Origin of the sequence: Vibrio rarus, from assembly GCF_024347075.1 — a bacterium.
Lineage (GTDB): Bacteria > Pseudomonadota > Gammaproteobacteria > Enterobacterales > Vibrionaceae > Vibrio > Vibrio rarus.
This window is the reverse complement of sequence record NZ_AP024900.1, coordinates 96,129-109,353: the sequence shown is the minus strand read 5'-3', so window position 1 is coordinate 109,353 and position 13,225 is coordinate 96,129. Positions and strand designations below refer to the sequence as shown.

The window sequence follows — 13,225 nt, the reverse complement described above, 5'->3', positions numbered from 1 at the left end:
AAACTTTCACCTTGTTACCAAGTGTTTTTACGGATATTTATGCTTATTAGCTTACTGTGACTGGTATAAGCTCACAGTTTTGTAATTTAACAAGACCGGCCTATTTAGGCCGGTTTTTTATATCCGTCACCTTTCATATCAAAAAACCCGCACAAAATCCGTACTAGTTCGCATTTTTCGCCGATAAAAACAACAAAAAAGTGCATCACAGCACGTAAATCTGTCTGATTTTTGAACTAGTGAAAACGTGATCTTTGTTGATAAAACGATCAAAAAAGCCATATATAGTCCATATTATGAAGATTACTTAATCTAAATCAAAAAAATAATACATTTTGTAACTTCAACCAAACTCATACTAAAAGTCCCCACAAGGAGCACCTATGACTGTTATGGAACATACTAAGGCTGCAAATATCGATCTTACCCAATATGGTATCAACGACTCGACCGAAATCGTTCGTAACCCTAGTTACGAGATGCTTTTCACGGAAGAGACGAGTAAAGAACTGCAAGGCTACGAAAAAGGCATCGTTACTGAGCTGGGCGCTGTAGCAGTAGACACCGGTATCTTCACTGGTCGCTCACCTAAAGATAAGTTTATTGTCGAAGATGAGACTACCCGAGCTAACATGTGGTGGACAACAGACATAGTAAAGAACGATAACAAGCCTATTAATCAGGCGGTATGGAACGATTTAAAACAGCTGGTCACCAACCAACTGTCAAACAAGCGTTTGTTTGTTATTGATGGCTATTGTGGTACTAACCCGGACACTCGCTTGGCTGTGCGCATCATCACCGAAGTCGCCTGGCAGGCACACTTTGTGAAAAACATGTTCTTACGCCCATCAGAAGAGGAGTTAGCGACCTTTAATCCTGATTTTGTCGTAATGAATGGGGCTAAATGCACTAACGACAAATGGCAAGAGCACGGCTTAAACTCTGAAAACTTCACCGTATTTAATTTAACTGAAAAAATGCAGTTAATTGGCGGCACTTGGTACGGCGGTGAAATGAAGAAAGGCATGTTCGCTATGATGAACTTCTTTCTTCCATTACAAGGCATCGCTTCTATGCACTGCTCTGCCAATATGGGCGAAGAAGGTGATGTAGCGGTATTCTTTGGTCTATCTGGAACAGGTAAAACCACATTATCGACCGATCCAAAGCGCGCACTTATTGGTGATGATGAACATGGCTGGGATGATGATGGCGTCTTCAACTTTGAAGGTGGCTGTTATGCGAAAACCATTAAACTCTCTAAAGAAGCAGAGCCGGATATTTATAATGCCATCCGTCGCGACGCACTGCTGGAGAACGTTACCGTACGAAATGATGGCTCCATCAACTTTGATGATGGTTCAAAAACTGAAAACACGCGTGTTTCTTACCCTATCCATCATATCGAAAATATCGTTAAACCGGTGTCTAAAGGGGGCCATGCGAATAAGGTGATCTTCCTTTCTGCGGATGCCTTTGGCGTACTGCCGCCAGTCTCTAAACTCACACCAGAACAAACTAAGTACCACTTCCTTTCTGGATTTACCGCAAAATTAGCCGGTACAGAGCGTGGGATCACGGAACCAACACCAACCTTCTCGGCTTGTTTTGGGGCGGCATTCTTAACTTTGCACCCAACAAAATATGCAGAAGTTTTAGTAAAACGTATGCAAGATGCTGGCGCTGAAGCATATCTAGTGAATACCGGCTGGAATGGCTCAGGCAAGCGCATATCTATTCAAGATACACGGGCAATTATTGACGCGATATTAGATGGTTCCATTGAAAATGCACAAACCAAAAACATCCCTGTGTTTAACCTAGAAGTCCCCACGACACTGCCTGATGTTAACCCTGAAATTCTTGATCCGCGTGATACATATATCGACCCTTTGCAATGGGAAAGCAAAGCGTTAGATTTAGCGGAGCGTTTCATTAACAACTTCGAAAAATATACCGATAATGATGATGGCAAAGCGCTCGTTAAAGCGGGCCCACAGCTAGATTAATCACCCTCGACAGCGACAAAGCCCCTGCATCAGGGGCTTTTTTGTTGATAAACAATAGGATATAAGTCATCTTTATCCATATACAAAAAACCTTGGTAATAAGATGAAGGCGATACTCAAAATCAGTGCTGGACTGTTACTACTATTGCTGATCAGCGGTATAGCACTATTTCTGTTCTTACAAACATCTCACTCTACTTGGCTCACTCAGCAAATCTTATCCCGCATGACAACCCAAGAGATCCATATTGAGCAATCGAACTATCAATATCCAGATAAGCTAACTTTATCGCAAGTAACCCTCATCCAAGCCAACGATACGGCGATTGCTATAGATAAGGCTCAATTCACCTTCCAAGCACACTGGGATTGGACAAAGCCTCTCTCTATTACACATGTTTTAATCTCAGGGGTTAATCTGCCTAATGGCCTCCCACAACAACAGCGACTTAATGGGCTAATGCAACGCTGGCAGCCACAACACATCGAAGTTCGAGGTTTAGATTTTGCCAACCATGATGTTATTGCCCGAGATATACATATCAATTACACCCCGATGGCCTCCTATACTGAAGGATACGCAGAGATAGATAGCGAACAAGTGTATTGGAACGGAGAAGCCTTTAATCAATTTAAGGCTCGCCTCAACTACAGTAAAAACAATACACAGCTGAATTTATTGAGTTTTAATTGGCGCAATGGAGACGTTCAGCTGATCGCAGAACAAAAAGGACAGCATTGGACCATTAATGATCTTCTGATTCGAAACTTAGATTTATCTCAATCTCTTTTTCAACAATCAGAGCCTGCCCCTTGGTCTGAGTTACTCACTAACATCGACCGTATCCAACATATGGATATAGAGCGATTCAGTTGGCAACAAAATGACTTTACCGTGCAGCAAATGCATCTGCAGTTAAATAACTGGGATCTAAAAGCAACACCTTGGATGCAACAAGCGGATGTGAACTTTTCTGCCGAAAGCCTTGTTTGGCACGATCGCATTATCTTAGAGCCTCAAGTCACGGCACAACTTCAACCACAAAAAATTCAACTTAATCAGTTACGCTTCCTATTTGAACAAGGACAGTTCCATACCAGTGGCACAATATCTCCGCACCAAGTCTCTTTAAATGAACTGAGCATAAAAAACCTTGAGTGGAGCATTAAGGAGCCACAGTTCAGCGCTTTAATCCAGAAACAGCTAAGGGCCCTTGAACAGCTATCCATTGATAAAGTAAACATTGAGCGCAGCCAAATTATTGATCTTTCAAATGACCACCACTGGCAGTTATCAAACCTTAATGTCGACGGGCAAGATCTAATTCTCAAACAGCATCATCAATGGGCTCTATGGCATGGCTCACTGGCCGCCAGTGCCAACAGTTTCACAGCCTTAGGTATCACCTCTATTAAACCCTATTTAGAAACGCAAACGGTGGATGGGCTATGGCGCATCAAGCAATTATTCCTGCCTATCGACAAGGGATTAATCAAAGCAAATTCACAGGTCAATCTGGCACTTATCAGTTATCCATGGAAAATGTCTCTGCAAGCGTATGGGATCCCACTCAATACGCTCACCCAACCACTAGATATTGCAGTGAACTGGCAGGGATTAATTGATATCAGTGCGCAACTTAATGGCCTAGGCGGGGACGAGCTGATGTTAAAACACACCATTGATGGACAAGTTAAGTTGGCCCCTCATGATGTACTGCTATCCCTACCGTTTTCTGAGCCTTCTCAGCACAAGGTGATTATTCCTGAAATGGCGATAAAGGCAACAAGAGGGATCATTAGCGTTTCTGATACACAATTTGTCAGCAATACAGTAAGCGGTGAAGTGCAAGGGGAAATGGATCTGGCTGATCCGGATAAAGGCCATATTCAATTTAATTTAGCCTCTGACTGCGTGTCATTTTCGTCGATACTACCGAAAGGGCGCAGTCAAATTGCCATGACTTGCCCCTCTACCAAGCGTGAGAAAAAAGCAGAGATCACAGAGAATAATTAGACTCTCAGCGTTTGATTATCACGAGTACTCGGCAGTAAAACGTAAGTGCCGGTAAATTCAACGGCCTCCAGAGTACCACTGTAGATCAACACATTGATAATGATACGGGCACGACGTCCCCCTTCGAGTCGGTCAAGATCGCCACTTATCCCATCCAGTGAAGTGCTCGCTTTCGGGCTTTCTTTTACTGGATGGCGGTAACGAATATTACTGTCGGCTAACACAATATCCGCGTGTAGGTTTCTCTCTTTCATCAGCAACCAAGCCATACCCCACCCTGTTAAGGTTGCTAAGGTAAATGCCGAACCGGCAAACATGGTATTGTGGGGATTCAGATTAGAGTTCAGCTGAGCAACACATTCAAACTTGTAGCCCGTATACTGATTAATTTTGATCCCCATTTTGTCACTGATAGGGATTTGCTCTTCCCAGCGTTTTTGTAACTCGTTGCACCAATCAGGGCGACGCAATACATTAGCCATAGGGTCGATGGTTTTTACCATTTGTTGATGACGAACAGGTCCGCGTTCATCACTCAGGGCACCTTGACTCTCAAAGCCGTTATTGCGATAAAAATCAATGGCCTCTTCACGAGCATTACACACCAGTCGCTTCACCCCCTCTTCACGAGCAAGTGACTCAAGAGCCATCATAATCAAAGAGCCCACACCTTTACCTTGTCGGTTCTTTTTTACAGCCATGTAACGAATTTGCCCATCGTCGTCAGCGGTGACATACAAGCGGCCAATGGCCACAGGTCGGCCTCGACCATCAACGATCATTCGGTGGTGGCTCAACTCATCGTACTCATCTCTCTCTGAACCCAACGGTCGTTGCCATGGCTCACGCAGCATTTGCCAGCGAAAGTGATAATATTTTTGTAACTGGTTGTCCGTACTTGGCGTAATTAGCTTAAACATATGATTTAAGATCCATTTGAATCAATTAGTTATGGTAGTTGCTTATACTTGCAACCAAAAAGTGACCGGTCCATCATTAACCAAAGACACTTTCATATCAGCAGCAAACCGGCCTCGTTCGGTCGGTAGCACCTCTGCACACTTGTCGGAGAAGTAATCATAAAGCCGCTCGGCATCTTGCGGCGCGGCACCACGAGAAAAACCCGCTCGGGTCCCTTTTTTAGTATCCGCTGGGAGCGTAAACTGAGAAACAACCAGCACGCTACCCTCAACCTGCTTTACATTTAAGTTCATTTTATCTTGCTCATCACTAAAGACTCGATAAGTGGTGACTCGCTCCATTAATCGTTTTGCTTTGGCTTCATCATCTTCTTTTTCAACCCCAAGCAATACCAGTAATCCTTTGCCAATTTCACCGACAACGGCACCATCTACTTTAACAGTAGCCTCACTTACTCTCTGTATCAGAGCTATCACTGCGAATCCTTTTTCTCATTAATAATGTTTGATAATGTAAAAACCACTCAATACTAAATGGTTCATTTACCCGCCACACCTCATCTTCACCAAGGCTTGCGGTGATCTCAGCACCAATCAGCACTATCATCCAGCACAGATAAATCCACATAAACAACAAAGGTACGGCGGCCAGAGCGCCATAGATCAGCTGATAAGATGGAAACTGAGAGACATAGTATGCAAACAGCTTTTTACTTATTTCAAATAAACAGCCGGCAACTAATGCTCCTGCTAAGGCATGATTAAAACGAACCTTTATATTGGGTACTAATAGATACAACCCAAAGAACGCCAAGAAAGAAAAGGTAATGGGTAGCAAGGAATACATCAAATGCAATGTATCCTCATTCCATACTTTCAGTGAACTGATATAAGAAGAAAAAACTAAGCTCATCCCCATCAGCAGTGGCCCTAAGGTCAACACCATCCAGTACATCGAAAAAGAATACACTGTGCGCCGTTTCTTGCGTGCGCGCCAGATATAATTCAAGTTTTTATCGATCGCAGAAATCAGTAACAGAGCAGCAAAGAATAGGAAAATTAGTCCTATTGAGGTCATCTTCCCTGTATTGGCAATAAATTCATTCAGTGTGTGCTGAATGGCTTCGCCCGCTGCTGGCACAAAGTTACTAAACACAAATTGCTGAATAGTATCCCCTACACCATCAAAAATAGGCACTTTAGATAGTGCGGTTAGCGTGACTGTCGTCAACGGCACTAAAGAGAGCAAAGTGATATAAGCCATATAGCCAGCATTCACTGGCAACCGATCATGTTTCGCTCTTTGATAAAGGTAGCTAGAGTAGTGCAATAGTACATGCACCCAGCTTGGAAGATTTAGCATTTACTGCATCCTGCTGTAATACCGAACTGAGTGTTTGCCTATCATAATCAGGAAGAACCCAGTGGTAAAAGTGTTGGTCGTAAAATCAATGCCCTACAGGGTTAATTCCAATCGTAGTAAATAATGAATAATCCTAGCAGGTTAAAACCCTCGAAAACTCGGCTGAAATTTTTGATTGTAGAATCACTACAGCTCAAAAGTCTTGCCCTACTCCCTAGATCATTCTTACTAATTGGTATGAATCAGTCTAGCAAAACTCATTCGACAGTAAAAGAAAGCCCCACAGAAGTCAGTCCAAGGACGACATCTGTAGGGCTTAATAAGTTAGCTAGCTTAATAGTCTTTATTAAAGCTTATTCACTCTTATTTTGCTGGGCGAGAAGCACGCTTACGTTCGTTTTCAGTAAGAAGTTTCTTACGGATACGTACGCTCTCTGGCGTTACTTCAACTAGTTCATCTTCATCAATGAACTCAAGAGCTTGCTCTAGAGTGTGTTTGATTGGTGGTGAAAGAACCTGTGCTTCATCCGTACCAGATGCACGCACGTTAGTCAGCTGCTTACCTTTAAGACAGTTTACTGTCAGGTCATTTGAACGGTTATGAATACCAATGATTTGGCCTTCATATACTTCGTCAGCATGTTGAGCAAACAAACGGCCACGCTCTTGCAAGTTAAACAGTGCGTAAGTCAGTGCTTTACCCGTTGCGTTAGAAATAAGCACGCCGTTATTACGTTGACCAATTACACCACCTTTATGAGGACCGTAGTGATCAAATGTATGGTAAATCAGACCAGAACCAGAGGTAAGAGTTAGGAACTCAGTTTGGAAACCGATAAGACCACGAGAAGGCATCATAAAGTCCATGCGAACACGACCTTTACCATCTGGAGACATATCTGTTAGCTCACCTTTACGTAGGCCGATATTTTCCATGATGCCACCTTGGTGCTCTTCAAGCACGTCGATGGTTACTGTTTCGTAAGGTTCTAGAAGCTGGCCGTCTTCTTCTTTAAGAATAACTTCTGGACGTGATACTGCTAGCTCGAAGCCTTCACGACGCATGTTTTCAATAAGGATAGATAAGTGAAGCTCACCACGACCTGAAACGCGGAATTTGTCTGGATCGTCAGTTTGTTCAACACGTAGTGCAACGTTGTGAACCAATTCTTTCTCAAGACGCTCAAGGATATTACGTGAAGTAACAAACTTACCTTCTTTACCTGCGAACGGCGACGTGTTTACTTGGAAAGTCATTGTTACTGTTGGTTCATCAACAGACAGTGCTTTCATTGCTTCAACATTGTTTTGGTCACAAATAGTGTCTGAGATTTTCAGTTCACCAAGACCTGTAATTGCAATGATGTCACCCGCATTAGCTTGCTCAACTTCGTGACGATCAAGACCAAGATAACCAAGAACCGTACCGACTTTACCGTTACGTTTTTTGCCTTCAGCATTAACAATCGTTACTTGTTGGTTTGGCTTAACACTACCGCGAGTTACGCGACATACACCAATAACACCAACGTAAGAGCTGTAATCAAGTTGAGAAACTTGCATTTGCAGTGGGCCGTCTAAATCAACGTTTGGACATTCTACTGTATCAACAACAGCTTGGAACAATGGTTCCATGTCTTCGCCAACTACGCCTTCTTCCATTGAAGCCCAGCCGTTAAGTGCTGATGCATAAACAACAGTAAAGTCTAGTTGGTCATCCGTTGCACCTAGGTTGTCGAACAAGTCAAATACTTGGTCCATAACCCAGTCAGGACGAGCGCCAGGACGGTCAATTTTGTTGATAACAACAATTGGCTTAAGGCCGTGTGCAAATGCTTTTTGTGTAACGAAGCGAGTTTGAGGCATAGGGCCGTCAACAGCATCAACAATAAGCAAAACCGAATCAACCATAGACATGATACGTTCTACTTCACCACCGAAATCGGCGTGTCCAGGAGTATCTACGATGTTAATGCGGTAGTCGTGCCAGTTAATAGCAGTGTTTTTTGCCAAGATAGTAATGCCACGTTCTTTCTCGATATCATTCGAGTCCATTACGCGCTCTTCAGCTTCACCACGAGACTCAAGCGTACCCGATTGCTGTAGCAGCTTATCAACCAAAGTAGTTTTACCGTGGTCAACGTGCGCAATGATGGCGATATTTCTTAACTTTTCAATCTGTGGAGTAGACATGAATAAAGTTCACTCAGTAGCGTCTCGGCGGTTTGCCGATGACAGGAATTAAAAAAATTTGCCGTAATGTATCAGATTTTAGCCAAAATCCCAACAAGATGTGATCTATACCTTACTTATTACGGCCATATTTTCGATAAATTGAATAATTTCCCATTTTAATCGGCACATTCAGAGTAAAAAACAACAAACACCTAGCAAGCACCATGACAGTACAACTCGTTGCCCATCCACTCTCTTCATACTTAACTCGCACCAATATTGGGCATGGCTAACTCACTTCCCCTCCATGCAACCACACGCACAACCGCATAACCCCAATAAACTGCAACAATGTATGAAAATCACACCATTTATTGACCCAAAACAGTGCAATAGCGGATCATTATGGTGCATTAGAAGTATCTCACCGCCAAACAATCAAAGGTAAGGCTTTGTTTTATAACAAATTAATAAAGTTGGCACACCTTTCGCATTAGAGAAAGCAATTGAAAATATTCATTGTTCGATGACTAGAAAAGAGTGTAAATTGTGTCTCAGGACTTTACGCTCACCAAAATTGAGCAATCACGTTTAACAACACTGGAGGTTATCCACGATGTCAGTTGAAAATGTATTATCGCTGATCCAAGAAAACGAAGTTAAGTTTGTAGACTTACGCTTCACAGATACTAAAGGTAAAGAGCAACATATCTCTATTCCTTCGCACCAAGTTGACGCTGACTTCTTCGAAGAAGGTAAAATGTTCGATGGTTCATCTGTTGCTGGTTGGAAGGGCATTAACGAATCTGACATGGTAATGATGCCAGATCCTGCAAGTGCTGTACTTGACCCGTTCACTGAAGATTCAACTCTGAACATTCGTTGTGATATTCTTGAGCCAGCGACACTACAAGGTTACGATCGTGACCCTCGCTCTATTGCTAAACGTTCTGAAGAGTACATGCGTTCTACTGGTATTGCAGATACAGTATTAATCGGCCCAGAACCAGAATTCTTCCTATTTGACGATGTTAAATTCAACACTGACATGTCAGGTTCTTTCTACAAAATCGATGATATCGAAGCAGCTTGGAACACTGGTACTGATTACGAAGAAGGTAACAAAGGCCACCGTCCTGGCGTTAAAGGTGGTTACTTCCCAGTAGCTCCTGTTGATTCATCTCAAGATATCCGTTCTGCTATGTGTTTAATCATGGAAGAAATGGGTCTAGTAGTTGAAGCACATCACCACGAAGTTGCTACAGCAGGTCAAAACGAGATTGCTACTCGCTTTAACACGCTAACAACTAAAGCGGATGAAACTCAAGTCTACAAATATGTTGTTCATAACGTAGCTCACGCTTACGGCAAAACAGCAACCTTCATGCCTAAACCACTTGTTGGCGATAACGGCTCTGGTATGCACGTTCACCAATCTCTAGCAAAAGATGGCGTAAACCTATTTGCTGGTGATAAATATGGCGGCCTTTCTGAGCTAGCTATCTACTACATCGGTGGTATCATCAAACACGCACGTGCAATCAACGCATTTGCTAACCCAGCAACTAACTCATACAAACGTCTAGTTCCTGGTTTTGAAGCTCCAGTTATGCTTGCATACTCTGCACGTAACCGTTCTGCTTCTATCCGTATCCCTGTAGTTCCAAGCCCTAAAGCACGTCGCATCGAGCTTCGCTTTGGTGATCCAGCAGCTAACCCATACCTTGCATACTCTGCAATGCTAATGGCTGGCCTTGACGGAATTAAGAACAAGATTCACCCAGGGGAAGCGATGGACAAAGATCTATACGACCTTCCTGCAGAAGAAGCAGCGCAAATTCCAACAGTTGCCGCTTCTCTACAAGAAGCTCTAGACGCTCTTGATGGCGATCGTGAGTTCCTAACAGCAGGTGGTGTATTCTCTAGTGACTTCATCGACTCTTACATCGCTCTTAAAGCTCAAGATGTAGAGAAGATCAACATGACAACTCACCCACTTGAGTTTGAACTTTACTACTCTGTTTAATCTTTAGATTAAATATTGGAAGGGTCTGCCACTGGTAGGCCCTTTTTTATTACCTTAACTATTCAGCCACAATGTAACTAACAGCAACAAACAGCAGTAAACGGCAAGCTTTTTGCATATTTAAAAGTAAGCACCAATTACTTCGTTCCCAAACAGTTATCGCACCAAAATTGTGCAATACTTTATCTATGACTCTCTCTGCGCACCAAAAAGGATTTTTTGTGAGTAAACCATTAGCCGAAACCGTCTTAGAACAATTAGTGACAGCCACAATGCTCGTCGACGAGTCATTAACTATTGGCTATCTCAATCCTGCTGCTGAGCAACTATTGGGGCAGAGCAAAAATCGTTGTATCGATCAGCAATTACCTAAAATGGTCGACCATTCATCTATCGATTTTTCCGTTTTTGAACAACCGCTCATTTCAGGACAAACCATTACAGATAGTGATGTGACCTTTGTGATTGATGGTAAGCCACTGCTACTGGAGCTCACTATAAGCCCAGTGTCATGGAATAAAAAAGTCATGCTGCTTATTGAGCTTAGGCAAGTCGATCAGCAAAGACGACTTAACCAAGAACTGAATCAGCACGCTCAGCAACAAGCGGCGAGATTATTAGTCAGAAGCCTAGCTCACGAGATCAAAAACCCACTTGGTGGACTGCGCGGCGCGGCACAATTACTAGAAAAGATGCTGCCTTCAGAGTCGTTGCGTGAATATACACAAATCATCATAGAGCAAGCCGACCGATTACGTAATTTGGTAGATCGACTATTAGGCCCACAAAAACCGGGCACTAAAGAACCGGAAAATGTGCACCTTATATTAGAAAAAGTGCGCCTCTTGGTGGGGTTTGAACTGGGACAAAATGTACGCATAGAAAGAGACTATGACCCGAGCCTGCCTGATATTGCCATGGATAGCGAACAGATAGAGCAAGCGCTCCTCAATATTGTCAGTAATGCTGCGCAAATTCTACAAGGACAAGAAAACGCACAAATTACCCTAATCACTCGCACCGAACACCAAGTTAATATTCATGGGCAACGTATTAAATTGGCGGCTCGCATAGAGGTAGTGGATAACGGGCCTGGGATCCCTACAGAGCTATTAGATACCCTATTCTACCCCATGGTAAGCGGACGAGAAGGTGGCACAGGACTGGGGTTATCTATCTCCCAGAACCTTATCGATCAGCACCAAGGAAAGATTGAAGTAGACAGTTGGCCAGGCAAAACAACATTCACCGTTTATCTACCCATTTTAGATTATTAGAAAACAGCGCTAGGAGGCAGGAAAATGAGTAAAGGCTATGTATGGGTCGTTGATGACGACAGTTCTATACGCTGGGTTCTGGAGAAAACACTCTCAAGCGCCAATATCAAATGTGAAAGCTTTGCTGACGCAGAAAGTGTGCTCCTAGCATTAGAACGAGAAGTTCCTGATGTCATCATCTCTGATATTCGTATGCCAGGTATGGACGGCCTAGAGTTACTTAAACAGATTCACAAGGCAGACCCTGATCTGCCTGTGATTATTATGACGGCACACTCTGACCTTGATGCCGCCGTCAATGCTTACCAAGAGGGGGCATTTGAGTATTTACCTAAACCCTTTGATATTGATGAAGCACTGGCTTTATCGGAACGCGCTATTACCCATAGTCATGAACAAAAACAGAACCATAATGCCTTAAACATTAACCGAGCTGAAACACCGGAAATCATTGGTGAAGCGCCGGCAATGCAAGAGGTGTTCCGCGCCATTGGTCGCCTCTCTCGTTCATCCATTTCCGTTCTTATTAACGGCGAATCCGGTACCGGTAAAGAATTGGTCGCTCATGCTCTGCACAAACACAGTCCTCGTAGTAAAAACCCCTTTATTGCGCTGAACATGGCCGCAATTCCTAAAGATCTCATCGAATCGGAACTGTTTGGCCATGAAAAAGGCGCGTTTACTGGCGCAAATAGCGTGCGTCAAGGCCGATTTGAACAAGCTAATGGTGGCACTCTGTTTCTCGATGAAATTGGTGATATGCCATTAGATATTCAAACCCGATTACTGCGAGTGTTAGCCGATGGACGCTTCTATCGAGTCGGTGGGCACTCGGCGATAGAAGTCGACGTTCGCATCATTGCCGCTACGCACCAAAATCTAGAGTCCTTAGTCAAAAACGGTGACTTTCGAGAAGATCTATTTCATCGCTTAAATGTGATTCGTGTTCATATCCCTTCCCTAAGAGAACGCAAACAAGATATCGAAAAGTTGGCGCAGCACTTTCTTGATTTAGCCGCTGAAGAACTGAGTGTTGAAGTAAAAACTTTATCCAAGGATGCGGTGGATATTTTGACTCGCCTAAGCTGGCCTGGCAATGTCAGACAACTAGAGAACACCTGTCGCTGGCTAACGGTTATGGCAAGTGGTAGTGAGATATTACCTTCTGATTTACCACAAGAGTTAGTGGAAGAGCGTAGCCTTGCAACCACAACCGATAGCTCTGATTGGCAAGAGTTGCTCGAGAAATGGGCGCGAACCGCTCTTGCCTCTGGCGAAACAGAGCTACTCTCCTATGCTTTGCCTGAGTTTGAACGAATTTTATTGAAAGTGGCCTTGAATCACACCAATGGACACAAGCAAGATGCCGCTAAGGTGCTGGGGTGGGGGCGCAATACCCTCACTCGAAAACTGAAAGAGTTAAGCGTTAGCTAAA

9 protein-coding genes are annotated in these 13,225 nt (G+C 43.5%); 5 read left to right on the top strand and 4 right to left on the bottom strand.

The window, feature by feature from the left end:
- Positions 1-383 precede the first annotated feature (383 nt).
- Entirely contained in the window at positions 384-2,012 is a 1,629-nt protein-coding gene (gene pckA, locus OCU56_RS00485; RefSeq protein WP_261873661.1) for a phosphoenolpyruvate carboxykinase (ATP), read from the top strand.
- 103 nt (positions 2,013-2,115) lie between these two features.
- Positions 2,116-4,029 carry an AsmA family protein gene (locus OCU56_RS00480; RefSeq protein ID WP_261873660.1) on the top strand — a complete coding sequence of 638 codons (1,914 nt, stop codon included), beginning with the start codon at positions 2,116-2,118 and terminating at the stop codon, positions 4,027-4,029.
- Here OCU56_RS00480 and OCU56_RS00475 read toward each other — a convergent pair.
- The 4 genes from OCU56_RS00475 to typA all read right to left on the bottom strand — a co-directional run bounded on the left by OCU56_RS00475 (position 4,026) and on the right by typA (position 8,505).
- Positions 4,026-4,949, bottom strand: coding sequence for a bifunctional GNAT family N-acetyltransferase/hotdog fold thioesterase (locus tag OCU56_RS00475; protein ID WP_261873659.1), 924 nt, complete (start codon positions 4,947-4,949; stop codon positions 4,026-4,028). The two genes, OCU56_RS00480 and OCU56_RS00475, sit on opposite strands and share 4 nt — an antisense overlap.
- A 42-nt stretch (positions 4,950-4,991) precedes the next feature.
- The gene (gene dtd / locus OCU56_RS00470) at positions 4,992-5,426 is read right to left on the bottom strand and encodes a D-aminoacyl-tRNA deacylase (RefSeq protein ID WP_261873658.1); all 435 of its coding nucleotides are present in this window, start codon (positions 5,424-5,426) and stop codon (positions 4,992-4,994) included.
- On the bottom strand, positions 5,398-6,312 hold the full coding sequence (locus OCU56_RS00465) for a virulence factor BrkB family protein (RefSeq protein WP_261873657.1): 915 nt from the start codon (positions 6,310-6,312) through the stop codon (positions 5,398-5,400). The genes dtd and OCU56_RS00465 overlap by 29 nt, the downstream gene beginning before the upstream one ends.
- Before the next feature lie 363 nt (positions 6,313-6,675).
- Positions 6,676-8,505, bottom strand: a complete 1,830-nt coding sequence (gene typA / locus OCU56_RS00460) for a translational GTPase TypA (protein ID WP_261873656.1) — start codon at positions 8,503-8,505, stop codon at positions 6,676-6,678.
- A 598-nt stretch (positions 8,506-9,103) separates the two neighbouring features.
- Here typA and glnA point away from each other — a divergent pair.
- The 3 genes from glnA (at position 9,104) to glnG (ending at position 13,224) form a co-directional block, all read left to right on the top strand.
- Entirely contained in the window at positions 9,104-10,513 is a 1,410-nt protein-coding gene (gene glnA / locus OCU56_RS00455; protein WP_261873655.1) for a glutamate--ammonia ligase, read from the top strand.
- A gap of 188 nt (positions 10,514-10,701) precedes the next feature.
- Positions 10,702-11,790 carry a nitrogen regulation protein NR(II) gene (gene glnL, locus OCU56_RS00450; protein WP_390904841.1) on the top strand — a complete coding sequence of 363 codons (1,089 nt, stop codon included), beginning with the start codon at positions 10,702-10,704 and terminating at the stop codon, positions 11,788-11,790.
- A 24-nt stretch (positions 11,791-11,814) separates the two neighbouring features.
- Positions 11,815-13,224, top strand: coding sequence for a nitrogen regulation protein NR(I) (gene glnG, locus OCU56_RS00445; protein ID WP_261873653.1), 1,410 nt, complete (start codon positions 11,815-11,817; stop codon positions 13,222-13,224).
- The last annotated feature ends 1 nt before the right edge of the window (position 13,225 follow it).